Annotated in this window: 8 protein-coding genes and 1 pseudogene; all 9 read left to right on the forward strand. The window is 72.4% G+C overall.

Annotation, left to right across the window (positions count from 1 at the left end; translation table 11 throughout):
* Nucleotides 1-55: 55 nt before the first annotated feature.
* Nucleotides 56-1,927: pseudogene (locus tag G4D86_RS54550) on the forward strand (MupA/Atu3671 family FMN-dependent luciferase-like monooxygenase); the annotation flags it as partial.
* A gap of 93 nt (nucleotides 1,928-2,020) precedes the next feature.
* Nucleotides 2,021-2,314, forward strand: coding sequence for a phosphopantetheine-binding protein (locus G4D86_RS54555; RefSeq protein WP_476705416.1), 294 nt, complete (start codon nucleotides 2,021-2,023; stop codon nucleotides 2,312-2,314).
* A 68-nt stretch (nucleotides 2,315-2,382) separates the two neighbouring features.
* Nucleotides 2,383-3,198, forward strand: coding sequence for a hypothetical protein (locus G4D86_RS37305; protein WP_163999009.1), 816 nt, complete (start codon nucleotides 2,383-2,385; stop codon nucleotides 3,196-3,198).
* Between the two features lie 79 nt (nucleotides 3,199-3,277).
* Nucleotides 3,278-4,540 carry a saccharopine dehydrogenase family protein gene (locus G4D86_RS37310; protein WP_163999010.1) on the forward strand — a complete coding sequence of 421 codons (1,263 nt, stop codon included), beginning with the start codon at nucleotides 3,278-3,280 and terminating at the stop codon, nucleotides 4,538-4,540.
* Between the two features lie 125 nt (nucleotides 4,541-4,665).
* Complete coding sequence (locus G4D86_RS37315) at nucleotides 4,666-9,654, forward strand: hypothetical protein (RefSeq protein ID WP_163999012.1); 4,989 nt, start codon at nucleotides 4,666-4,668, stop codon at nucleotides 9,652-9,654.
* Nucleotides 9,655-9,778: 124 nt separating this feature from the next.
* Entirely contained in the window at nucleotides 9,779-13,987 is a 4,209-nt protein-coding gene (locus G4D86_RS37320) for a hypothetical protein (RefSeq protein ID WP_163999014.1), read from the forward strand.
* Nucleotides 13,988-14,089: 102 nt separating this feature from the next.
* Nucleotides 14,090-21,352, forward strand: coding sequence for a carboxypeptidase regulatory-like domain-containing protein (locus G4D86_RS37325; protein ID WP_163999016.1), 7,263 nt, complete (start codon nucleotides 14,090-14,092; stop codon nucleotides 21,350-21,352).
* A gap of 97 nt (nucleotides 21,353-21,449) precedes the next feature.
* Nucleotides 21,450-24,623, forward strand: a complete 3,174-nt coding sequence (locus tag G4D86_RS37330; RefSeq protein WP_163999018.1) for a transglutaminase-like domain-containing protein — start codon at nucleotides 21,450-21,452, stop codon at nucleotides 24,621-24,623.
* Nucleotides 24,623-25,213 carry a DUF6714 family protein gene (locus G4D86_RS37335; RefSeq protein ID WP_163999020.1) on the forward strand — a complete coding sequence of 197 codons (591 nt, stop codon included), beginning with the start codon at nucleotides 24,623-24,625 and terminating at the stop codon, nucleotides 25,211-25,213. Before G4D86_RS37330 ends, G4D86_RS37335 begins: the two co-directional genes overlap by 1 nt.
* Nucleotides 25,214-25,442: the final 229 nt, after the last annotated feature.

Below are 25,442 nucleotides of genomic sequence, written 5' to 3' on the forward strand. Positions count from 1 at the left end.
CGGCGGCGCGCAGGCGGGGAAGCACGCCGCGCGGGCCATGGACTTCAGCCTCTTCTACTTCTCCAGCGACGAGGGCGAGCGTCCCGAGGGGCGCTATGACCTGCTGCTGGAGAGCGCGCGCTTCGCGGACACGCACGGCTTCCGCGCGGTGTGGACGCCGGAGCGGCACTTCCACGCCTTCGGTGGCCTGTTCCCCAACCCGGCGGTGACATCGGCGGCGCTGGCGGCGGTGACGCGCAACGTGCAACTCCGCGCGGGCAGCCTCGTGTCGCCGCTGCACCCCACGCTGCGCATCGCCGAGGACTGGGCCGTGGTGGACAACATCTCCCACGGCCGGGTGGGCATCTCCTTCGCTGCGGGCTGGCAGCCCAATGACTTCGCGCTGCGGCCGGAGAGCTTCGCGGACCGCAAGCGCATCATGTTCCAGCAGATTGAAGACGTGCGCAGGCTGTGGCGCGGCGAGACGCTGGAGGCGAAGAGCGGCACGGGCGGCACGGTGAAGCTGCGCACGCTGCCGCGCCCCGTGCAGAAGGAACTGCCCATCTGGGTCACCACCGCTGGCAACCCGGAGACGTTCGAGGAGGCCGCGCGCGCGGGCTGCCACGTGCTGACGCACCTGCTCGGCCAGACTCCGGAGGAGGTGGCACAGAAGATTGCCCTCTACCGCGAGACGTGGCGCAAGGCCGGCCACCCGGGCCAGGGCACCGTGACGCTGATGCTGCACACCTTCGTCGGCGAGTCGGAAGCCACGGTGAAGGAGGTGGTGCGCGGCCCGATGAAGGCCTACCTCAAGTCCTCGGTGAGCCTCATCAAGGAGGCGGCCTGGAGCTTCCCGGCGTTCAAGGCACAGACGACGCTGTCCAATGGCAACTTCGGCACGGACAACCTCTCCCCCGAGGAGATGGACGCGCTGCTCGACTTCTCCTTCGAGCGCTACTTCCAGACGTCGAGCCTCTTCGGCGGCGTGGACGCCTGCGTCGCCTTCGTCGACAAGCTGAAGGGCATGGACGTGGACGAGGTGGCCTGCCTCGTCGACTTCGGCGTGCCGACGGACCTGGTGCTGAAGCACCTGCCGCTGCTGGCCCAGGTGCTCCAGCGCGCCAACGCCAGTGTGGGCGAGAAGCCGGTGGAGGGCGAGGAGGTGGACGGCTCCGTGCCCGCGCTGCTGGAGCGCCACCCGGTGACGCACCTCCAGTGCACGCCTTCACAGGCGAGCATGCTGCTGGCCGAGGAGCGCGCCCACGCGGGCCTGAAGCGGCTGAAGAAGATGATGGTGGGCGGCGAGGCCTTCCCCGTCCCGCTCGCGCGGCAGCTCTCCGAAGCCGTGTCCGGCGACGTGCTCAACATGTACGGGCCCACGGAGACGACCATCTGGTCCTCCACGTACGCGGTGAAGCACGTGGGGGAGGGGGTACCCATCGGCACGCCCATCGCCAACACGCAGCTCTACGTGCTGGACGCGCGGCAGCGCCCGCTGCCCATTGGCGCGGTGGGCGAGCTGTACATCGGCGGCGCAGGCGTGGTGCGCGGCTACCACCAGCGGCCGGAGCTGGACCGCGAGCGCTTCGTGGCGGATCCGTTCTCCTCGCGGCCGGGCGCGCGGATGTACCGCACGGGAGATGCGGCGCGCTGGCGGCAGGACGGGGTGGTGGAGTTCATCGGCCGCCTGGACCACCAGGTGAAGGTGCGCGGCTTCCGCATCGAGCTGGGCGAAATCGAGGCCCGGCTCGGTGAGCACCCCGCGGTGCGCGAGACGGTGGTGGTGGTGCGCGAGGACACGCCGGGCGACAAGCGACTGGTGGCCTACCTCATCGCGAAGCCGGGCGAGCCTCCGGCCGCGGACGCGCTGCGCGACTTCCTGTGCGCGCGGCTGCCGGACTACATGGTGCCGCAGGCCTTCGTCACGCTGAGCGCCTTCCCGCAGACGCCGAACAAGAAGGTGGACCGCAAGGCCCTGCCGGCTCCGGAGCAGGCGCAGGCGCGGAGTGCCTTCACCCGGCCGGAGAGCGAGACGGAGACGATGCTCGCCAGCATCTGGCAGGAGGTGCTCAAGCTCGACAAGGTGGGCGTGGAGGACAAGTTCGCTGACCTGGGAGGGCACTCGCTGCTGATGGTGCAGGTGCTGGAGAAGCTCAAGTCGAAGGTGGAGCGGCCGCTGACGCTGGTGGACCTGTTCCGCTACCCGACGATTCGGGCGCTCTCCACCTTCCTCTCCGGCGACAGCGGGGAGGGCGAGGCCCTCAAGGAAGTGGCCGCGCGCGGTGAGGCCCGAGCGGCGGCCCGCCGGACCATGCAGCAGCGACGTCGCAGGTAGCACGTCCACCAGGAGCCATGCCCGGTGCCCGTTGCATCCGGGCGCCCGGCGCGGGCAAGGTTGTGGGGATGGACCGACACCTCGCCCGGACCAACCCGCGCCTTTATGCCGCCCGCTGGATGTCGGCGGACGAAGAGGGGCACAGCGCCCTGCTGCGCTCGCTGCCACCCGATGAGCTCGCGCTCCACGTGGAGGCGCTGCTCGCGGCGCTGTTCCAGCCGCCGCGCGTGGTGGGCGAGGGCTGCCTCACGCTCGACATCCGCGTGGAGGGGCTGGATGGAGTGGGTATCTCCGCCAGCTATCGGGAGGAGGACGGCGAGCGCAAGCGCTACCAGGTCCTGGAAGCCGGAGGGATGCGCCCGGCCGAGGCGCGCGCGGTGCTCGACGCGCTCTGGGCAGCCAACACGCGACTCGGTGGGCTGCCCGCGCGCACGAGCATCAACAGCGTCCATCTCGCGGGGCTGTGGGGAGACGACGACCCCGTCAAGCAGGACGACCCGATTGCCTTCGAGCTGCTGCTCGCTGAGCGGCTGCTGGGAGTGCTGGAGGCGCTCTTCACCGGGCTGCCCCTGCGACGCGCGGAGCTGCAGGGCTGGGAGGCCACCTATGCCTGGTGCCTCACGAGGCCCGACGGGCTCGTCGTCACCGACTACAGCCAGCCCGATCCGGGCTATGCGAGCCTCCACTTGTTCTGGGGCACACCGGACGGCGGAGAGGCAGAGGCCTTCTACAGCAGCGCGCTGAAGAATGAGTCTCGCGAGGCGCTCGTGGCCTGGAGCGAGAAGACGGTCCGCGCGCGGGGCTGCCCGCTGTGGCAGCGGTGGCAGAACCCCTCGTCGCCGTCGCTGCTGGAGCTGCCGCCCGAAGAGCTGCTGCTGTCATGAGCGCGGTGCGTTCCCTCGCGGGCATGGGACTCACACCGGGGTTGCGAGGACGGGGACGCACGGCCAGAGTGCCGGCCCCATGAGCAAGTCCTCCGCCGAATTCGACGTCATCGTGTGGGGCGCCACCGGCTTCACCGGACGCCTCGTCGCCGAGTACCTCGCCAAGACCCAGGACTCCCACCGTGCGCGGTGGGCCCTGGCGGGACGCGACCTCAAGAAGCTGGAGGAGGTGCGCTCTGGCCTCGTCTCGCTGGTGCCCTCGTGCGCGGAGCTGCCGCTGCTGGTGGCGGACGCGAAGGACCCGGCGTCGCTGGATGCGCTGGTGACGCGCACGCGCGTGGTGTGCACCACCGTGGGGCCGTACGCGAAGTACGGCAACGAGTTGGTGGCGGCCTGCACCCGTGCCGGCACGGACTACTGCGACCTGACGGGCGAGGTGCAGTGGATGCGGCGGATGATTGACGACCACCACGAGCAGGCCCGGGCGAGCGGCGCGCGCATCGTCCACACGTGCGGCTTCGACTCGATTCCGTCGGATCTGGGCACGCTGATGATGCAGGAGCACATGCGCGAGAAGCACGGCGGGCACCTGTGCTCGGTGCGCCTCTACATGGGGCCGATGCGCGCGGGCGCCAGCGGCGGCACGGTGGCGAGCCTCATGCAAGCGATGGAGGAGGTGGCCGTGGACCGCTCGGTGCGGCGCGTGCTCGTCAACCCCCATGCGCTGGACCCGGACCCGCGCCAGCCGCGCAACCCGGCCGAGCGCGACCTGACCACGGTGCGCTACAGCCAGGAGGCGGGGCAGTGGACGGGGCCCTTCGTCATGGCCTCGGTGAACACGCGCGTGGTGCGGCGCAGCCATGCGCTGCTCGGCTTTCCGTGGGGGCGCGACTTCCTCTACACCGAGGTGGCGGGCTACGGCGCCGGCGTGAAGGGGCTGACGCGGGCCACGAGCATGACGGCGGGCCTGGGCGGCTTCTTCGTCGCCCTCCAGGTCAAGCCGCTGCGCAAGCTGCTGGAGTCGAAGGTGCTGCCCGCGCCGGGGCAGGGGCCCTCCGCCGAGGAGCGCGAGCGGGGCTTCTTCGTGGCGCAGCTGCTGGGCGAGGGGAAGTCGCCGCGCACCGGGCGCGAGGTGAAGCTGAAGGGCAAGGTGGCGGCGAAGGGAGATCCGGGCTACGCGGCCACCGCGCGCATGCTCTCCGAGGCCGCGCTGAGCCTCGCCTTCGATGCGAACCCGACGCAGGGCGGCGTGCTCACCCCGGCCTCGTGCATGGGCATGCGGCTGGTGGAGCGGCTGCGCAAGGCGGGCATGACGTTTGAGGTGCAGGAACTGGCCGCGTGAGCAGGCCGGGCCGAGCGCTCCAGGGGCGGCGAGGCCGGTAGCTCGCTCGCCGGGCCCGTCTCGGTGGCCCGGGACCGGGGGGCCCTGGCAGTACCCAGGTGGTGAGGGGCTATGCTGGGGCCATCATGATTTGCCCAGCCTGTGCGCGGCTCCGCGCCGATGAAGCCGGCGACGCGTGCCCGGAGTGTGGTGCCGCGCTCGTCCCCGCTACGGAGCCTCACCTCGAAGCGCTCGTGCAGACGACGGTGCGGCGCCACATCGCAAGCTGGCGCTCCGATGGGCTCGTCGATGGCGTGACGGCCGGCCGGCTGGAGGCCTCACTCTTGAAGCCGCCGGAGCACGTCCGGCCCGAGCCGGTGCCCCCCGCCACCCGCGTGGAGGCCTGGGCGGATGATGTCGCGGACTCGCTGCGCCGCGCGGCGGGGTGGCGCCCGGGCTGGGGCGCGGCGCTGGCGCACAACCTGGAGGAGGCCGCGAAGGCGGAGCGCGAGCTCAAGGCCCGCAAGCGCGCGGCGGTCCGGAGTGGCCACGCCTCACACGGCGACTCCAGCGAGGACGACCTCGGCTCGGCGCTGGGCTCGGGACAGGCGCTCTTCGCGCACGGGCATACCGGCGGGTTGGGCGGCGGGCTGGAGGCGGTGGTGGCGCTGGATGACGGCGGGCCCTCGGGCACGCCGCGCCTCCACGAGTACATCTGGTGGTTCCTCGGCGCGGTGCTGGTGCTCGGCGGCTCCCTGATGGGCGTGCGCGAGGCGTGGCGGGCGCTGGGCGGCGTGCCCCGGCAGCTCCTCGTCACGGGCGCGCTCTTCGGCTACCACGCGGCCTTCATCGGCCTGGGCGTGTTCCTCTCGCGGCGCTCGCTGTCGGCGGGGCGCGTGCTGGCGGGCATCGGCCTGGCGCTGCTGCCGGTGGTGTTCGTCGCGCTGTCCGCGCTGGTGGCGCTGTCGCCGCTCGTGGGCGTGCCCGTCGCGCTCGGCGTCGCGGGCATCGGGCTCGTTCCGCTGGGGGCGGCGGGGCGGCTGTTGCATGGGGCGTCGGCGGCCTCGCTCGCGGTGGCGCTGTGGCCCTCGCTGCTGGCCGGGCTGCCGCTGATGGGCTTCGAGGAGGAGCCCTGGTTGCGCGCGCTCTGTGCTTCGGCGGGCGTCGTGGCACTGGGAGCGACGGCGTGGCGCGCGCGGGCGGCGAAGCCAGGGAGGGACTCGCTCGCCAGCGCGGGGGCGGCGCTCTACGGGGCGCTCTGCCTGGCCCTCTTCTGCGTGGCCAGCGCGCCCGGAGGCTTCGACGCGCTGGAGCCGGGCAGTGCCCTGTTCGCGGGCATGACGCTGTGGGCGGTGGCGCTCGCCACGGTGGTGGCGGTGGCGGCGACTTCCGACGCCGTGCGGGACGCGTTCCCCCGTGCGGGCCCGGTGGTGGAGACGCTGGCGCACGCGGTGGTGGCCAGTGGCGCGCTCGCGGGGGCTCTCGGTGCGTTCTCCGTGTCGTCGGTGGGAGACCTCCAGGTGGACCTGGCCTCGGCGCTCGCGCCCGCGCTGGCCGCCGGGGTCTTCTTCCTGCTGGAGCCCCGGCGCCGGGCGCTGGTGCACCCGTTCGTCATGGCCGCGATGTTGACGGGCGCGCTGCTCGCGCGCACGCAGGCGCCCTGGGACTCGGCGTGGTGGGCCTTCGGTGTCGCCGCGGTGTCCTCGGCGCTGCTGCCCCTGGCGCGGGTGACGGCGTCCCACGGGACGCGCATCCGCCTGCTGACATGGGGCATCGTCGGCTCGCTGTTGTCGATGCCCGTCGTCATGGGCGCGGCATGGGGCTGGAGCTCGGGAGGCCTGTGGCCGCAGGTCCTGACGGGAGTGTTCATCGCGGTGGCGGCCCATGGCGCGGGAGGCTGGCGCTGGCGGGGGCTGCACTACCTGGGCGGCGTGGCCGCGCTGTTCGGTGCGCTCACGTACGTCTCGGGCACGCCGTGGCTCGCCGCGAGCGCGACGAACCTGGCCGTCCTTTCGCTGGCGGGAGCGCTCTACGGCCTCGCGGGGCTCATGCATGGCTCGTGGGCGCATCCCGACGGTCATGCCAATGCGCTGCGGCCGCTGGATGACGTGTCTCTGGCGATGACGTCGCTCGGCCTGGCGCTGGCCATCGGCGTCTCGCCGGTGCTGCCCGAGGTGCTGGCTCCGTTCATGGAGCGCTGGGATGGCCGGCTGACCTGTGCGCCCACGGCGCTGGCGTCGGCGTTGCTGCTGCTGCGCGCGCGGAGGGACGGCAGTCGGCTGGTCGCCTTCCTCGCGGCGTCGGGGCTGTCGCTCACCGTGGCGCAGTTCCTGGGCACCGTCTCCGTGCCTGGCACCGCGTGGGCCGCCCTCGTCTCCGCGTCCGTGGGGCTCGGCTTCGCGGCCTTCGCGGCGCTGCGCCGCCCCGTTCCGGCGGCTCCCCTGGATGGGACGCCTCCGCCCCGAATCAAGGGCCGCAAGCTGCTGGGCTTCCTCCCGCTGCCGTTCGGCGCGCGGGGGCTGCAGTTGTTCACGGACGGGTTCGCCGCCGCCGTGTTCGTGCAGGTGGTGGCCACCACATTGGCGCTCTTCAACTGGCTCCCCACGCCTGTCGACGTGGAGCGGCCACAGGTGCTGCTCGCGGGTGGGTTGCTCACGCTCGTCGCGCTGGTGGCCTTCGTCTCGCGCGGCTTCGTGACGTGGCGCCTGCGCGGCTCGGTCTTCACGCTGGCGGCGGGCGGAGGCTTCATCGCGCTCACGGCCGTCATCAACCGCGCTGGCCGGCCGCTTGCTCCTGACGTGTCCGCGTGGCGCCTGCCGCTCATCGGCATCGCGCTGTGGGGGCTCGCGCTGGCGACGCGGCGCTTCGGGCCCGCGCTCGGGCGGCTGCTGGAGAACCCGTCACACGGCCGGGACTACCACGCCGTGCCCCACCTGGGCGTGGCCGCGCTGGTGCTGGTCCTCGTCAAGAGCGCCGTCGCCGTCGGCATGCCGGACCCCTCGCGCGCGCTCGGTGTGGTGCCGCCGTTGCTGCTGCTGGGCGCGGCGCTGCTGTCGCTGCTCCTGGCGTTCTCCTTCCGCTCGGTGTCCATCGCGCAGCTGGGGTTCCTGCTGGGAGTGCCCGGCGCCGCGCTGCTGGCCGCGCGGCAGGACCTGCTCGGCCCGTCCCTGGTCGCGCTGCTGCCTCCCGACGGGCAGTGGGTGCACGCGGTGGCGGCGCTCGCGTCCGCCGGGGCGCTGGACTGGCTCCAGCCCGAGGCGTGGCTCGCACCGGGGGACACCCTCTTCCTGCTCTGGCAGCGCGCGTTCGCGGGTGTCGCCGCCGCCGGGCTCGTGTACGCCGCGGCGGTCTTCGGGGTGCGGCACGAGCCCTTGCGGAAGGCGCTGCGCGGGTGGGCCGTCATCGCCGTCGCGCTTGTCTGCGCCGCCGCGTTCTTCCAGCCAGGGCTGACGGCGGCCGGGCTCGCCTTCGCCACGGGCGCGGTGCTCTTCGCCGGTGGGGCGCGCACGCAGGGACGTGGTGTTCTCGGGGTCGGCATCTTCCTGCTCGTGCACGCCGCGGCGCACCTCGTGCCCGTTCTGGAGGCGTGGCCGGGTCCCGTGCTCGCGCTGGTGGGGCTGGCGGTGGTGGTGCTCGCCCCCTGGGTGTCGAGACGGCGGGGCGTGGACCCGAGCCTGACGCGAGTGCGCGCGCACCAGGTCGCGCTGGGCTACCTCGTGTTCTCGATGGTGTACGCGCTGGCAGTGACGGGCGAGACGTCGCCCGTGCTGGCCGTGCCCACCCTGCTGTGGAGGATGTTGCTGGGAGGGCTGGACGGCTCGTGGATGGTCTCCTTCGCGGTGCCCGTCACGCTGGCCCTCTTCGCCACCGCGCTGCTCGTGGCGGCGTTCCAGTGGAAGGGGTCCTTCGCCGGGTTCGTCGCCTGGGTGGGGTCCGCCGTGGCGGGCAGCGCCGTCGTCTCCGGGGTCATGGCCACCCTCGTCATCCTCGCGCGCTTCGGCGAGGGGCTGGTGGGGTACGGGACGCTCTTCACGACGTACGGCGCGGGGCTGGCCCTGGCCATCTCGGGGAGTGCACTCGCGCTGCACCTGGCCCGGTGGGTGACGCAGCGGAGCCGGGAGGACGTGTCGGACGGCCTGGGATGGGGGCGCGACGGGTGGCTGGTGGTGGGCGGCGGACTGCTCGCCCTCGTCGCCACGAATGGCCGCGCCTCCGAGGACGTGCTGCTGCTGGCCGTCGCCGCCATCGGCCTGTCGGTCCTCGTGTCGCTGCATGCCGCGTGGCGCGAGCACACGGGCCGGCACGTGTACTTCGTGCAGGTGGCGGTGGTGGGCGTCTACGCGCTGGTGCGCAGCCTGTACGCGCCCGGTCTGCGTCCCGAGCACGACGCGCTCTTCGCGCTGGCGCTGGGCTTCGTGCTGGTGGGAGTGACGGTGCTCGCGCGGCGGGCGGGTGTGCGCCCGGTGGAGGCGGCGACGCGGCGCTTCGCGGCGCTGCTGCCCATTGGCGTGGCGCTGGTGCTGCCCGGGGACGCGACGCAGGAGGCGGCGCTGCTCGCGGGCGGCTCGGGCCTGCTGTACGCGGCGCTGGGTGCGGTGGAGCGCAGCCGGATGTTCGGCGCCTTCGCGGCGGCGGCCTGCAACCTGGCGCTGCTCATCGCGGCGCTCGCGTATGGGCTGGAGGGGCTGGAGGTGTACCTGGCGCCGCTCGGGTTGATGCTGTTGATGCTGAGCCAGTTGTTCACGTCGAGCCTGCCGCAGGCGGCCCGCAACGCGGTGCGCGTCGTGGGTGGGTTGCTGCTGTACGTGCCCGCGGCGGCGAAGCTGGCAATGCGGGTGGGCGAGTCGGCGGACGGGACGTATGCGCTCGTCTTCGGCGGCGTCTGCCTGCTCGGCGTGGCGGTGGGGATGGTGTTGCAGATTCGCGCCTACCTCGCGCTGGGCACGCTCTTCCTCACGCTGGATGTGGCGGCCAACCTGCTCGACGCCGGCTTGAGGGACCACCGCATCGGCTTCCTGGTGATGACGCTCACCGGGCTCACCATCGTCAGCGCGCGGGTGCTGGCCACCCTGAAGCGTCAGGAGTGGGAATTGGTGGTGAGGCGCGTGCGCGTGCAGCTCCGGGGCTGGGATTGAGTTGACGCCTCGCGGCGCCCGTCCTCCAGGGCCGTGAGTCCCCGAGGTCGTCAGGCATCGATGGGACCGGCGTCCATGCCGGCCACGACCCCGCCCTTCGCGTGGGTCCTGCCCGCCGGTGCCCATGCGACGTCCGACCGAAGAGCACATCTCCGACCTCAAGCGCATCCTGCTGCGGCTGAGTCTGCTCGACGGGTATCTGGTGTGGTGCGTGGAAGGACCGCGGCTCACGTGGCTCCAGAACGTGCACGACCCGCTCGTGCTGCTCGACGAAATCCAACGGCACGGACGTCCCACGGTGGCGGGGCTCGAGCGCGCCGCACGGATGGCCCGCCCGCCGTATGCGGTCGACGTCCGTTGGCTCGGCGCCGCGCAGCGGGACCTCAAGGCGCTCGGGCGGCATCCCTCCGCGCTCAGGCTCATCGCCGAGGCGCCTCGCGTCTTCCGGCGTCATGGCCACGTGGACGCGGCGTGGGTCGATGCGCGGCAGCGCGCGCTGGACGAGCTCTCACGGCGGTTCGCGGCCGGGCCCACGGAGGGGACGGCGAGCTTGCACGCCCTGGTCGAAGCCGTTCACGGGCCCGGTACCGCCAGGGCCCTGGAGCGAAGCGAGACCCGGAGCAGCCAGCATGGCCGCTTGCGCAGGGCCGAGGGGCGACGGCGCATCGCCGCGCTCGTGGCGCGCCTCTCCCTGGACCCACGCTTCGCGCGACACGACGCATGCGAGATTCCTGAAGAGGTCCTCGACGGCTTTGCCAGGGAGGTGCTCCATGCCGACCGCGCGAGAGGCCGTCCCTTCGAGCGGCGCCTGAGGCGGACCGTGCAGGCGATGATGGCGTGGCCCGCGCCGTCTCCTGACACGGCGCAGGACACGTCTTCGGAACCGCTACCCCCGGCTCTCGCGGATGCGGTGCGGGCGGCGGGGGAGGAAGCCCTCGCCGCGCAGCGCTCCTCCACGGACGACAAGCCCCTGGAGCGGCTGGGGCGCGCGCTCGGAGTCCTCGGGCTGATGTTCCGCCCGGAGGAGGAAACCCTCCTCACTCCCTCTGACGTCGCGCTCGTGCTGCTGAGCACGGAGAATCTCCGTGAGAGCCTCGCGGGGCAGCGGCTCGCTGTGTCGCAGGTGCTGGAGTTGCTGCGCCTCCACAGGAGCCGGGGTGACAACTCGAGCGACCTTTTGGCCCCGCTCGGAGCGCTCGTGGCGCGGGGACTCGAGCTCTCCCTCGTGTCCGAGCTGGTCCGGGGCAAGCTCACGACCGGTCTCATCGAACTGATGAACGACGTGGAGGCGGCGCGCCTCTGGGGGCGGTGGGCGCTGCGACTCGCACCCGTGCTGAAGAAGCCGGGGCGGGAGCTGGCGCTGATGGCGTCCACCTTCCGAGGCATCGCCCGGAACCGCAAGGTGGGGCTCGCGCTCCTCGGTCGGTGCCTGCTCACCCAACAGTCCACGACGAATCCACAGCTTCTCCTCACGTGGCTCGACGCGACGCTCGGCCTGGTGCGCTCCGCGCCGGAGCAGGCGCGCACCCTCCATGCGGACCTGATGGGCACCGCGCCCGGACTCGGACGCAGCCTCTTCCCGGAGTTCGCCGCCTGGCTCGGAGATGATGCCCTGCTGGACCGTTACTGCTACCTGCGGCGGCTCGCGGGCGAACCGCCGGGATTGCCGCGGGCGCTGCTCCGCGACTTCGCCCGTGGCACGAAGCGCCAGCGCGAGCGCAAGCACCTGTCGTCGCGAGAGGACCTCACGGAGGCCCAGCGGCGCCGGCTGGAGCGCCTGGCGCAGCGGCCCCATGGGGAGGGTGCGCCGTCCTCGCCGGAGTGGACGCTGCGGCGCCTGCGGGAGCGAGTGGAGGGGATACTGGCTCGCGCCTTCGAGGTCCGCCTCGACGCCGCGCTCGACGCCGTGCTGCGCGCCGGCTGGGGTATCTGCCTGCCCACGCTGACGCCCGAGTGGCGCGATGCGGTGCGCCTCCATCTTTCGACGGACAAGAATGAGGAGCTGCTCGGCAAGCTGCTGCGCCACGCGGCGGCTCATCCGAGACAGCCTCTCGTTCGCGCCATGCCCGCCAACACGGCGTGGCTCAAACGCGCGGCGAGGCGGATGGACGTGGAAGCCTGGCTCGCTCCCCGCGCCGCCGAGGTGCGCCTGCAAGGCCGCCGGTACGTGCTCGCCGTGGAGCAGGATCCGCTCCAGGTGCTGCGGATGGGCGTTCCGTTCAACACGTGCCTGTCCATCGAGCAGGGTGGGGCGGGGGGCGCCGCGACCGTGCTCAACGCCCTGGACGCGAACAAGCACGTCCTCTACCTGCGCGATGAGGCAGGGCACATCGTCGCGCGCAAGCTCGTCGCCGTCTCCCGGGACTGGAAGCTCCTCGGCTACCGGCTCTATGTCGCGCTGGAGCGCGAGCTCCGGCCGGACGTCGAGCGCGCCTTCCACGCCTTCTGCGAGGAGCTGGCCGCCTGCTCGCGGCTGCCCCTGGCGGCCTCCGGTGAGCCGGAGACCCTCCATTCCGGCTACTGGTACGACGACGGCACCGTTCCCTTCCAGGTCTCGGACGCGGTCGGCCCGGCCGAGGGGGCCGTGGCGGCGTACTGTCGGCACCTGGGGAGGCCCGTCGTTCCGGCCGACGTGCTCCAGTACGAGGCCGAGGTGTGGTTCGCCCGCCAGCGCGAGGACGTCGGGGCGACGCTCACCGCCCTGGGACGCAACCTCGGCGGGGCGGTGGAGCTGGAGGCCGCGTACTGGCTCGTCGAGCTCCTGGGCGAGGTGGAGTGTCTCCAGCTCTCGAAGTTCCATCCGACCCTGGGGTTCGCGCTCCTCCACCGCGCCTTCACGCCGGACGCCGAGGGAATGCTCGCGGTGCTGGGCCGCTTTCCGCGGGTGAACGATTCGCACTGGGAAGCGGCGAAGATGCTCCTCGACCTCGCGAGCCCTTCCGGGGCGGCGGCGCGGATGCTGGTGGACGTGGCGCGGCGCGAATCGGGGCGCTCGGCTCGCTTCAGCAATCACGGCATCGAACATGGAACGATGGACGTGCTGCCGCCCCTGCTGGCGAAGCTGGACGTGGCCACGGGGCTCGAGCTGTGCGAGCGGGTCGCCCCACTCTGGGAACAGGTCGCCAAGAACGGGGTTTACGACTGCGGGGGCTGTCGCGACCGGGCCTGGAGCCGCGTGCTCGCGTCCTGCGTGCGTGCCTATGAGCGGCGGCCGGAGCCCGCCGTGGTGGTTCGCTGCCTCGCGGACCCTCACCGGCATGTCGCCGCGCAGCGGGTGGCGCTGCATCTGGCCGCACGCTTCCCGTTTCCCCGGCGCCTGGGGCTCCCCGCCCCGGCACCCCGGGGGCTCACCTGGCTCGAAGGCGCACCCATCGGCTGTCCACCGGCCCTTCGAGCGCTGCGGAAGCGCCGTGCGAGGAGTCGTGAGCTCGCCGCCCTTCCGGACATGCTCGCCGCGCTGTGGAGGCAGTCCGGGCCGGGCGTGTCGCTCCCTCCCGGTGCGCCGCCGGTGCCCACCGTCGAACCCCACGAGGCGCTCGCCGACCTGCGACTCCCCACGCCGCTGCGCGATGCGCTCCACGGGCTCGACGTGGGCACCCGCCCCGGAGTCCCGGTGGACGGGGACGGGGAGGCGCTGGAGCCGTGCATCGACGTGCTGGCCCGGGGGGACATGCCTCTGGAGTGCTGGGTGGCGGTGCTGGAGCAACTGCTGGACCGGGGGGCCCCGGACGCGCTGGTCGCACGGGCCACGAAGGCCGCCTTCCCCGAGGCGAGGTCAGTCCTGCCGGATGACACGGAGGCGCTCATGGTCCGGCTCGCCGGGCTGCCCCGGACGCGCCGCGCCGTCGTGACGTTCCTGTCCCAGCTCGACCCCATTGCCTGGCCGGGCTGTCACGCGCGCCTCCAGCTCGAGGCGCGGGCACGCGGGAGGGACGCTGGCGCATTCCTGGACCAGGTCTGCGCGGGCTGGGTCCGACGTTTCCGGAGCACGGAGTCCCTCTACTTCACGCCCTGGCTTTCCGCCGGATTGGTTGACGGACTGGAGCGGGCGGCCCTCGCCCAGGGGCCGCTCATCTCCCTGTGGCTCTTCGCTGCGCTCCCCGCGCATGGGCTGGCGTCGAGGTTTTTGGACCGCATGCTCGCCGCACTTCCGAGGAAGGCACTCCAGGAGGAACTGGCCGTCAGCCCCCGTCCCGAGAGCGACCTGGAGCCGAGGCGCGAATGGCTGGAGGCCGCGCTGGGCGCGTCCGCGTGTGGCTCTGTGATTGGGATTGCGCTGACGCCCCGCGGCGGCGGGAGTATCGCGGATGCCTCTGACATTCTCGTGCGGTGAGAACACGTAGGTGCATTGACCATGCAATTGCAGATGTGAGACATAGGGCGCGCCTTGGGGACGGATTGTCTTTTTCCGTCTTCATCAGGGGGAGGCCTGTCCATGCACGTTGGGGTCGTCAGGGCCGCGCTGCGCGCGAGCCGTTTCTGTTTCGCGGTGCTGGCGCTGTTGTTGTCGACGGGGGCGCACGCGGGCCCCGGGCTGGACTGGCTGGTTGCGCAGCAGGATGTGGACGGTAGCTATGGCTCGAGCGTGGACTCGCTCGCCGTGCGCCCGCAGGCCACGTCCGAGGTGCTGCGCGCGCAGCTCGCGTTGGACCAGGAGTTGTCGCTGAGCTTCGAGCCGGCGCTCACGTGGCTCAACGCGCACCCCGAGGTGAACACCGAGTTCCTCGCGCGCAAGGTCACCGTCAACGCGCTGGCGGGGCGCATGGCGACGGTGTTCGCCACCCGGCTCCTCACGCACCAGAACGCGGACGGCGGCTTCGGCCACCGGCCGGGGTTCGACTCGAGCGTCACGGACACCGTGCTCGCGGTGGAAGCGCTGGGGGCGGCCAACTACGGCTCCATGCCGCAGGTGGGCCGGGCGGTGGCGTTCCTCCTGGCGCGCCAGCAGGGCAACGGCGGCTGGGCGGAAGGGGCGAATGACGCCTCGGTGTCGCTGAGCGCGGCGAGCCTGCGCGCCCTGTGGCCGTACCGCTCGACGTGGCAGGGCGTGGCGGCGGCGCTCACCCGCGCGCAGGGCTTCCTCGTCTCGCGCACCGAGGCGGACGCGCTCTGGGGCGAGGACTTCGTGAGCGCCCAGGTGCTCCTGGCCCTGGTGCCCGCGGCCACGGACTTGTCCGGGCTGACCGCCAGCGCCACGGCCCTGCAGGCCCGCCAGCTCCCCGACGACAGCTGGTCCCGCGACACGTACACCACCGCCCTGGTGCTCCAGGCGCTGCGCGCGTACGAGGCGCGGAGCAGCGGCGGGACGCCCGCGCCCACCGGCTCCGTCTCCGGCTACGTGGTGCGCGCGAACAGCACCGAGCCCATCGGTGGCGCCACCGTCAGCGTGAACGAGTCGGCCGACCTCGCGGTGCTCACCAACTCGGAAGGGTACTTCGTCATCCCCGGCCTGCCCGCCGGTGGCTACACGCTCACCGCCAGCCGGGCTGGCTTCACGTCGGCCAGCGTGGCCGTGGGCGTCCAGGCGAACCAGGTCACCCTCGCGGGCCGGCTCGTGCTGGACGTGGCCGCGCAGACGGGCCTCGTGCGGGGACGGGTGCTGGACTCGACCACGGCGCAGGCGCTCGGCGCCGTCCAGGTGAGCCTGGAGGGCACCGCGCAGCGCTCGGTGCTCACCAACAGCGCGGGTGACTTCGACTTTGGCGCGCTGGCGCCGGGCCTCTACGCCATCCGCTTCCAGAAGACCGGGTACCGCACCCTCTCCGGCACCGTGACGGTGACGGCGGGAGAGACGGTGTCCACGCAGCTCGGCATGACGCCGGAGAGCACGCCCGTCGATGACTCGGACGGCCTCGTGTCGGGCCGCGTGGTGGATGGGAAGACGGGGCAGCCGCTCGCCGGCGCCGTCATCGCGCTGGGCTCCGGCCTGAGCGCCACCACAGCCGCGGACGGCACCTTCAGCATCGCCGCCGTGCCGCGCGGCAGCTACTCGGGCACGGTGGGCGCCGCTGGCTACCAGGGGCTGAACTTCAGCCTGATGTTCGGACCGGGTTGCATCGGCGACATGGGCACGCTGACGCTGTTCCCCGAGGCCTCCACGCCGTCGCCCACCCAGCTCACGCTGCGCGGCACGGTGTCCGACGGCGTGAATGGCGCGCCCGTGAGCAACGCCGCCGTCCAACTGGTGGAGACGGGGGCGAGCGCCACCACCGCCGCGGACGGGCGCTTCGTGCTGTCCGGCATCACCCTCAAGGACTTCAGCCTCGCGGTGAGCGCCCCGGGCTACGCGCCGGCCAGCTACACGATGAAGGTGGGCGCGTTCGGCGAGGCCGTGGTGGAGCTCAAGCTCTCCCCGCCCGGCAGCAGCGCCACCACGAGCAACCTCTCCGGCCTGGTGACGGACGCCGACACGGGGACGCCCCTGGCCGGCGCCCAGGTCTCCGTCGAGGGCACGCAGCTGTCCATCACCACCGGCGCGGACGGCAGCTACACCCTGGCGGGCATCGAGTCGCTGGAGTTCACGGTGAAGGTGTCCGCGGTGGGCTATGGCGCGCAGGCGCACGGCATCAAGCTGGCCTCGCATGGCAGCTATGTCTTGAGTCCGGCGCTGGTGCCGGTGGCGGGGGACAGCTTCCAGATTGTCGCCCTGGACGCCACGCAGCCGGAGGCGGGCGCGGACGGCACGGTGTCCTTCACCGCCCGCATCGCCAGCCTGCTGGACGCGCAGAAGTCCGCGCTGGTGCTGGGCGAAATCCAGGACGCCACGGGCACGGGCGTGGCGGTGGTCCGTCCCTTCATCGAGGGCACCACCACCCCGGGCAGCGAGTTCTCGTTCGCCGCGGACGAGGTGAAGACGCTCACCATCCCCTGGAACACGGCGCAGTTCTCCCCAGGCGTGTACCGGTTGGTGCTGCGCGTGGTGGAGCCGGGCACCGTCAGCCGGGCCCTGCCCACGGGCGAAGTCCTGGCGGAGAACAGCGCCGCCGCGCGCGTGAAGGCCACGCAGGCCATCAGCGGCGCGATGAGCATCAACCCGCCGCTCACCCAGGCGGGCCTGCCCACGCCGGTGTCCTTCACGGTGCTGGTGCGCAACGCGGGCAACGTGCCGCTGGCGGCGGGCGCCTATGCGCTCACCGTCGTGCACCCGGACTCGGGCGAGACGCTGTTCACCGCGCAGGCGAACGCAAGCGCCCTCGAGGTGGGGGAGCTGGCCACGGTGTTCCTGGGCACGTGGACGCCGCTGCAGGCCGGCAACCTCCAGGTGCGCGTGCGGCCGGTGACGGCGGGCGTGGCCGGTGAGGTGACGGACCGCCTGTACGTGGGCGACAAGGCGACGGGCAGCTTCACGGTGAGCCGCACCGTGGTGCCGGAGGGCACGCAGACGGTGCGCGGCAAGGTCGCCATGCAGGGCGTGGACACCGCCCAGGGCGGCAGCACGGACCCGCTGTTTGCCTTCGTGAAGGAGTCTGTCCGCCGCGGTGGCGCCTTCACGGCGCCGGAGGCGGTGAGCTGGCACCAGGTGAACCGGTGCCTGGGCTGCCACATCCAGACGCAGAGTCTGCTCGGCCTCTCCAGCTCCTTCGACAAGGCGCCGGTGGACCGCAAGGCCACGACGTACCTCTACAACAGCATCTCCAGCAGCCAGTGGTCGGACGGCGCGCTGCGCATCTCCCACCCGGAGTTCCAGCGCACGCAGACCACCCTGGGCCTGTGGTCGCTCACCGCCTGGCCGGACATCGCCGGCACCTTCCGCACCAAGCTGAACGCGGCGAAGTACCTCCAGGCGCGGCGGTACACCAGCGGTGACCAGACGTGGTGGTCCCCGGACTACGCCACGGGCTGGTGGAACACGGACGTGAGCCACACCGCGCTCACGGTGAAGGGCTTCGCCAACGTCCTCAAGGACGCCACGCGGCCCGAAATCGCCGACGTGAAGGACTACTCGCTCGTCACGGTGGGCGCGGCGGGCAGCATGAACAGCTCGGAGGACCTGGCGGCCGCGCCGGACGGCACCCTCTACGTGCTGCGGAACTTCGGGGCCATCGACCGGCTGGACCGCGCCACGGCCCAGGCGACTCGCGTCGTGTCGAACCTGCCCCAGCCGACGTACGGCCTGGCCGTCGCCGCGGATGGCACCTTCTTCGTCGCCCGTCCCTCCAACCCCACCGTCGTCATCGTCCGCCCGGACGGGACGCGGCAGGACGTGAATGCCGGGGGCTACCTCATCGACGGCGCGCTGGGGCCGGACGGCTGGTTCTACTCGGCGGACTACTACGGCCACCGCGTGCTGCGCGTGTCCCCCACGGGGCAGGTGGAGACGTTCGTCAGCGGGGGGCTGCTCTACTACCCGTACGGCGTGGCGTTCGACGCGGACGGCAACCTGCTGGTGTCCAACCAGTGGGCCTACAACATCGTCAAGGTGGCGCCGGACCGCACCGTGTCCATGTTCGCGGACGGCCTCGCGTACCCGCCGCACCGGATGACGCGCGCGGCGGACGGCAGCCTGTACGTGCTGGTGTCGCAGTCCTACTCGGAGGGCCTGCTCCGGGTGCGCCCGGATGGCAGCACCGAGCGCGTCTTCGAGGGCGGCTACCTGCGCGCCGTCGCGGCGGCGGGGGACCAGGTGTTCGCCACCTACGCGTGGGACAACACGCTGAAGGAGGTGAAGGGCGTGCCGCTGGACACCTCCGCGCTGGCGAGCCTGCGCGCGGAGCTTCCCCGCGCGGTGCGCTACCTGCTCGCGAGCCACCAGGACAACAACAGCGACAACACCGTGCAGGCGCTGCGGCTGATGGGTCTGGCCGAGGCCCGGCCCTACGTGGACGACAGCGTGCTCAAGGCCCGCATCGACACGGCCCTCACCTACGTGGCGAATGTCCTGCGCGCCCGCCAGCTCGCCGACGGCGGCTGGGGCCGCTACGTGGGCTATGGCAGTGACCCGCTGATTACCGCCATGGTGGGCATCGCGCTCGAGTACACGGAGCCGTCGCCCACGGACCCGCAGATTCGCAAGGCCATCCAGTACCTGCTGGCCATGCAGCGCGCGGACGGCTCCTGGGACAACTACAACAACGGTCTGGGCACCCGGCTGGCGTCCACCAGCTTCGTCATGGTCTTCATGCCCAAGGCGCTGGAGCGGCTGGGCGGCATCGACGTGGACCTGCGCGTGGACCTGCCGGGCAACGTGACGCTGTCCAACCCGACGCTCGCGCCCACCACGGTGCAGCCGGGCCCGAGCGGCGTGACGGCCTACACCTGGCGGTTGCTGGGCGTGACGGGCTCGGGCCGTGAGGTGGAGTTCGACCTGGCGCTGCATGACCTGGCGCTGGACGAGCAGCGCTCGGTGGCGACGCGCGCCTCCCTGGAGTTCGACAACTCGTTCCTGGAGGAGAAGGTCCAGGTGCCGCTGGAGGTGCCCGTGGTGCGGGCCGCCAGTGGCATGACGCTGGCGGTGGCGACGGATGCGCTCACGTACCCGGCGGCCGCGCCGGTCGCCATCCAGAGCACGGTGACGAACACCGGGCCCACGCCCGCCACGGGCCAGGTGGTGCTGGCCATCCACGCGGTCGGGAGCACGGAGCCGCTGGTGGAGCTGCCGCCGCTGCCGGTGGACACGCTGTCGCCGGGCGCCTCGCGCACGCTGCCGGCGGGCTGGAACACCGGCTCCACCCTGGCCGGGGAGTACGAGGTACGGGCCCGGTTGCTGGACGCCTTCGGACGGGTGCTCGCCCGGGGCGTGGCGCCGCTGCGCATCAGCGCGCCTTCGGCCACCGCCACCACGGCCGTCACCACGGACAAGGCGGTGTATGGCGCCTGGGACCCGGTGCGCATCACCGGCCGCGTGGGCAACGCCGCGTCCAACGCGCTGCTCGCGCCCTCGAAGGCGGAGCTGACGGTGCGCACGCCGGGTGGCGCCACGCTGCTCACCTCCACGCGCGACGTGCGCCAGCTCATGCCCGGCGCGCTGGTGGACCTGCCGTTCCCGCTCTCCCTGGCCGACGCGGCCAGTGGCACGTACTCCGTCACGCTGGTGCTGCGCGACGCGCTGTCGCGAGCCGTCCTGAGCACGAGCACCACCGGCTTCCAGGTGGAGCGCCGCGTGCTGGCGAGCCTGTCGGGCACGGTGAGCGTGGCCTCGCCAGAGGTGTACGTGGGCGAGTCCAACACCTGCACGGACACGGCGCGGAGCGCCTCGGGCGAGGGTGTGCCCGGCGTCACGCTGGTGCGCCAGCTGGTGGACCTGGCCTCCGGCGCGGTGGTGAGCGAGGTGCGGGAGACAGTGGACCTGACGGCCGGGGTGCCGAACGTCCGCGCGCGGAGCATCTCCACGCTGGGGCTGGCGGTGGGTGACTACGCCTGCGTGCTGCACGGAGAGCTGGCCGGACAGTCGCGCTCCCTGGGCTTCGCGAGCTTCCGCGTCACGGTGCCGCCCATCAAGTTCAGCGCGCAGCTCACGCGGGGCGGCAGGGGCCGGCTGCTCGTGCTGCTGGACGCGCCCGTCGAGGGCAGCGGCCATGACAATGACCCGAACGGCCCCACCGGCGCGCCGGGCCTCATCGCCCAGAAGGCGTTCCTGAAGGAGCTGCTCGACCAGGCCGGCTGGTCCTACGACATCGTCGAGTGGGAGAAGACCTTCAGCAAGCAGCTGCGCACCGGTGGCTACGGCGCCTTCGCGCTGTTCACCGAGTTCTTCAAGCTGGACCCGCTCATCCAGAAGGAGCTGCGCGAGGCCTCGTTCCGCGGAGAGGGTCTGCTGGTGGCGGGGGACTACGACTCGCGCCACAAGACGGTGCACGACGCGCTGGGCGTGCGGTACGTCAGCAAGGTCAGCGGGGCCGCGCGCGTGGTGTTCGACGCCCCCGGCTTCCCGCTGCTGAGCGGTGAGCTGGCGGTGCTCACCGGCGAGAAGCCGCTGCTCATCGAGCGTCGCGGCGCACAGAGCCTGGCCACCTTCGCCCTGGCGAGCACATCTCCCACGCCTTCTGCTCCGCTGGATGCCGTCACGCTGAATGCCTACGGCATGGGCGAGGCTGCCTTCGCCGGCATGGACCTGCTGGCCATCGCCACGCGCGACGGCCAATCGAGCCTCGCGGCGAACGTCCTCCGCGCGCTCCTCGAGCGCGTGCACCCGATGCCGCCGCCCACCGGCTCGCGGGCCGTCATCCCGCTGCAGCTGGACGTGCAGAACCAGGGCATGGCCGCGCCCATCAGCGTGACGGTGGCCCTGCCGGCGGGCGTGGAGGTGGTGGATGCGGGCACGGCGCAGGTCGTGGACGGGACGCTCACCTGGGCCTTCCCGCTCGAGGCCGGCGCGGCGAAGCAGGTCCGCTTCTGGGTGCGGCTGCCGGACGCGCCGGGGCAGGTCCACTTCTCCGCCGTGGTGCGAGGCGGCTCGGCGGGTCAGGTGTCGGTGCCGGCCGCGCTCCAGGTGGACGTCACGGCCGCGGAGTCTCCCGCCAGCATCAAGGCGAAGCTCCTCGCGCTGGCGAGCGCGGGTCACCCGTCCGCCTCCGCGCTGAAGACGGCCGCCACCTACGCGGGCCGGGCCGCCGCGGAGACGTGGCCCCAGCTGGCCTTCCAGGAGGCCCTCAAGGCGGCGGACGCGCTGCTGGGCATCACCGACCCGGCCGTCGTCGAGCTGCGCGCCGCGCTCGGTGTCTGGCTGCGGGAGACGACGCAGGACGTGCCGTTCCCGTAGCCGCACCGCGGTGTTGGGGCAGGTGGTTGGAGCCACGGACGCAAACTCATTTGGATTGTGATGCCCCCACTGGGGGGCATGAAGGGTCGGTATCGTCATGAAGGGACCTCTTGAAGCAGCGCCGTATCGTCCCAGTGGAAGGATGCAGGGCCTCTCGGTGGTGGTGAGCGTGGCGATGGTCTGTCTGTCCCTGCGGCCCCTGGCCGCGGCGGCGCAGCCGGCCATGCGCCTGGCGGCGGCGCGGGCACAGCGCGTGACTCACGGCGCGGTGCCCTCCACCCCGGGCATGTCATTCCCGTCCACTGGCACGGGGGCCAACCGGTGCGAGGTGTCGGCGCTGAAGCGGCCGCCTCCCACGGCGGATGAGCTGCACACCGAGCGGCTCGTCGCGCTGGCGGAGAGCGCGAGGCAGGCGCGGCCCTCGGGGCGCGGCACGCGCACGGCGGCGCAGGACGTGAAGGTGCTGCGCACGAAGCTGGAGGGCGCCGTGGCCGCGGGGGCCACCGTCGAGGCCTCCTTCAAGGCCGCGGAGCAGGAGCTGAAGGCCCAGAAGCTGCCGCCCGTGGTGCTGGAGCGGCACCGCGCGGCGCTGGCGCAGGCCCGGGCCCGCGAGGCGCAACTGCGTCAGCTCTCGGCGCGGCTGGCCCGCGCGGACGACGCGAACCAGCCCGCGGAGCGCACCGCCGCGGTGGAGCAGGTCGCCGCCTTCTTCGAGAAGAATCCGCAGGGCCGCGCGCACGCGCGGACCGACCTGGGCCGGCTTCCCTTCCGTGCGCCCGACGCCACGGTGCGCGAGCCGGCCCTCACGCCCGACGCCTTCCCCTTCGCGCTGGCGGAGCCTGCGCGCCGCGGGGTGGACGCCCGGAGCGCGGCGGCCGCGCTGGCCGTGCCGGTGCCCCCGGAGGCGCTGGCGGCGACGGAGGACGTGCAGCTCACGCTGCCCATCCGGGAGCTCGCGGCGACCCTGCACGACAACCCCGTGGAGATCTACAACTGGGTGCGCAACAACATCCAGTGGCTGCCCACCTACGGCTCCATGCAGGGCAGTGATTTGACGCTGCTCAATCGGCGGGGCAACGCCTTTGACACGTCGAGCCTGCTCATCGCGCTGTACCGGGCCGCCGGCATTCCCGCCCGCTACGTCTACGGCACCATCGAGGTACCGGCCAACCAGGTGATGAACTGGGTGGGCGGCGCCACGCGCCCGGAGGCGGCGCAGCAGTTGATGGGGCAGGGCGGCATCCCCAACGTCGCGCTCGCTCAGGGGGGCGTCATCCGGAGCATCCGGATGGAGCACGTGTGGGTGGAGGCGCTGGTGGACTTCGAGCCGTCGCGTGGCGCCATCAACAAGACGCCAGACACGTGGGTGGCGCTGGACGCCTCCTTCAAGCAGTACACCTTCACGGCGCCGGTGGACGTGCGGACCGAGATGCCCGTGGACGTGGACACGCTGGGGGCGCAGCTCGCGGCGTCGGCGGTGGTGGACCCGGTGACGGGCTCCGTCACGAGCCTGGACCCGGCGGCGCTCAGCCAGTGGGGCGAGAAGCTCCAGGCGGACCTCGAGTTCCGCTACGGCACCGAGCGCAAGGTGTCCGAGTTTACCGGCGGCCGTACCATCATCCCGGAGACGGGCAGCGTACTCGCGGCGTCGCTCCCGAACCGGGTCGTGGCGCGCACCACCAGCTTCACGCGGCTGCCGGACGCCCTGCGGCACCAGGTGCGCCTCACGCTGTACGCGTCCGAGCTGGACCGCGTCCTGGGCGACTCGTCGCTCACGTGGACGGTGGACCTGCCCACGCTGGCGGGCAAGCGGCTGGGCGTGACGTACGCGCCGGCCACGGCCGCGGACGCGGCGACGCTGGCGAGCTACCGCGCCTCTCCCGGAGACAGCCTGCCGCTGTACCAGATTCACGTGCGGCCGGTGGTGCAGCTGGACGGCGTGGACCAGGCGCAGGGCCCCAGCGGCACCATGGGGCAGTCGCAGACGTGGGAGGCGCAGTTCCTCGCGCCGGGCGACCTGGGCGGCGCGCCGGAGGAGTTCGAGGTGACGGCGGGCGATGAGATGGTGTTCGGCATCGACACCCAGGGCGTGACGCAGGAGATGATTCACCGGCGCTTCGTCCAGACGCCCTCGGAGACGTCAGCGGAGAACCTGCACACCGTGGCGCTGTACTACTGGGCCCAGTACGACGCGCTGAACGAGGTGGTGGGGGCGACGCGCAACGCGCTGGTGATGCGCATGCCGTCCATCGGCCTGTTCTCCGTGCCGCTGCGCGTGGGGTACATGTTCGGCATTCCCAGGACTGGCTCGTACAGCTCGCGGCAGATGGATGTGGCGCGCTCGCTGCTCGCGGTGGTGGACCGGGCGAATGGGGACACGGCGGAGGTCTACCGGCTCACGGGCACCTTCGGCTCGATGCTGGAGGGGAGGACGTTCGACGCGCTCTTCAAGCGGGAGCCGGGCTCGGGCGTGTCGGCGGTGCAGCTGCTGCGCGAGGCCAACACGCAGGGCATCCCCGTCTACCGCATCACGATGGCGAACTACGACGCCATCGCCCCGCGGCTGAACCTGCCGGCGGAGGTCGAGGCGGAAATCTTCGACGCCGTCCTCGCGGGCAAGCACGTCCTGGTGTCCGAGCGTCCGCCCACCCATGGCAACTGGCAGGGCGTGGGCTACATCATCGAGGACCAGGACACGGGCGCGGCGGCGTACCTCATCTCGGGCGGGCTGAATGGCGGCTCGGACGACCCCTGCGACCCGGACAAGAAGAAGGAGCCGGTCCGGGTGCCGGTGCTGGAGTACGTCCTGCTCGCGGTCCTCATCATCGCGGCGCTCATCGCGCTCTGGTACCTGGCGGCGCTCGTCATCGCGGCGGGCGCGGCGCTGCAGCCGGCCATGGCGGCGTTGATTGCCCTGCTCGGACTGGGGGTGGCAGGTCCGGCCTACGCGGGACCGTCTCCGTCGTTCCCCGGCAACGGGATGCCGATTCCAGGCGACTGCACGTATGCGCAGCAGATTGCCCTGCAGGCCGCGGTGAACCTGGCCTGTCACCCCGAGACGACCTGCAAACCCTTCCCGGTCCGGGGCGCGCCCTGCGCCCAGTTGCTCCAGATTCGCGAGCGGAATATCGAGTGTGGTCTGGCGAGGTCCGCCATCAACAACACCTGCTTCCGGGGAGGCAACAAGGTGCACTACGACAAGGAGCTCGAGGCCTACAGCCGCGTGTTCATGTGTGAGTGCCGCATGGCCACCAACGGGTGTGGCCTGTAATGGTGACGCTGGAGCCCGGCCTCGCGGCGTCCGCGCTGACGGCGCTCCAGCGTGCCTTCCCGGACCGGCCCTTCCCGAAGGGGAGGGCGGTGGTCCGGGAGGGTCAGTGGCATGACGGGGCGGGCAAGGCGCACCGTTACGAAGACCCGGAGGCCGCGGAGGTTGCCCGCTTCTTCGCGGGTGTGCCGTGGAAGCGCTTCTCCGGTGCGGAGCTGCTGGGGTGGAACATGGCGGCGGTGGCGCTGCGGCACCTGACGCCGGAGGCGCTCGCGTACTACCTGCCCGCGTACCTCACCGCGTTCCTCACCGAGACGTTGGACCCGGTGTCCTTCGCGACGCTGGAGTCCGCGGTGTCCGTGCTCACCGCGCCCGAGCCCTCCAGCGAGCCACCGCCGGGCGGGCGGAGCGATGCGCAGTGGCAGGCCATGGAGGGGGAGCGCACTGGAGAGTTCCAGGCCTTCACCCGGGCGCTGGATGCCGCACAGCGCTCGGCGGTCAGGGCCTTCCTGGAGGCCGTCGAGTCGGTGTTCGAGGAGCCGGGCATGGACAACCCGGTGCGGACCTCGCTGGACCGGTACTGGGCGAGCTGACCTGAACGGGCCGCACCGGAGTTCTTACCGGGCCGGGAATCCTACGGAGGTGCGACATGCCTCCAAGTACCTGGAAATGCTTGGCTTCTGTCACGCGAAGCCTTCGGCACGCGCCCTGCTATGGAGTGGTGCCGCAGGACGGGGCGGTACGGGGCAGGGCGGGGCGGTAGGGGCGGCGGGTTGGGCGGGGCGGTACGGGGCAGCACGGGCGGCGGGCAGGGCGGGCGGT

The organism is Pyxidicoccus caerfyrddinensis (genome assembly GCF_010894405.1).
In the GTDB taxonomy this organism is placed as follows: domain Bacteria; phylum Myxococcota; class Myxococcia; order Myxococcales; family Myxococcaceae; genus Myxococcus; species Myxococcus caerfyrddinensis.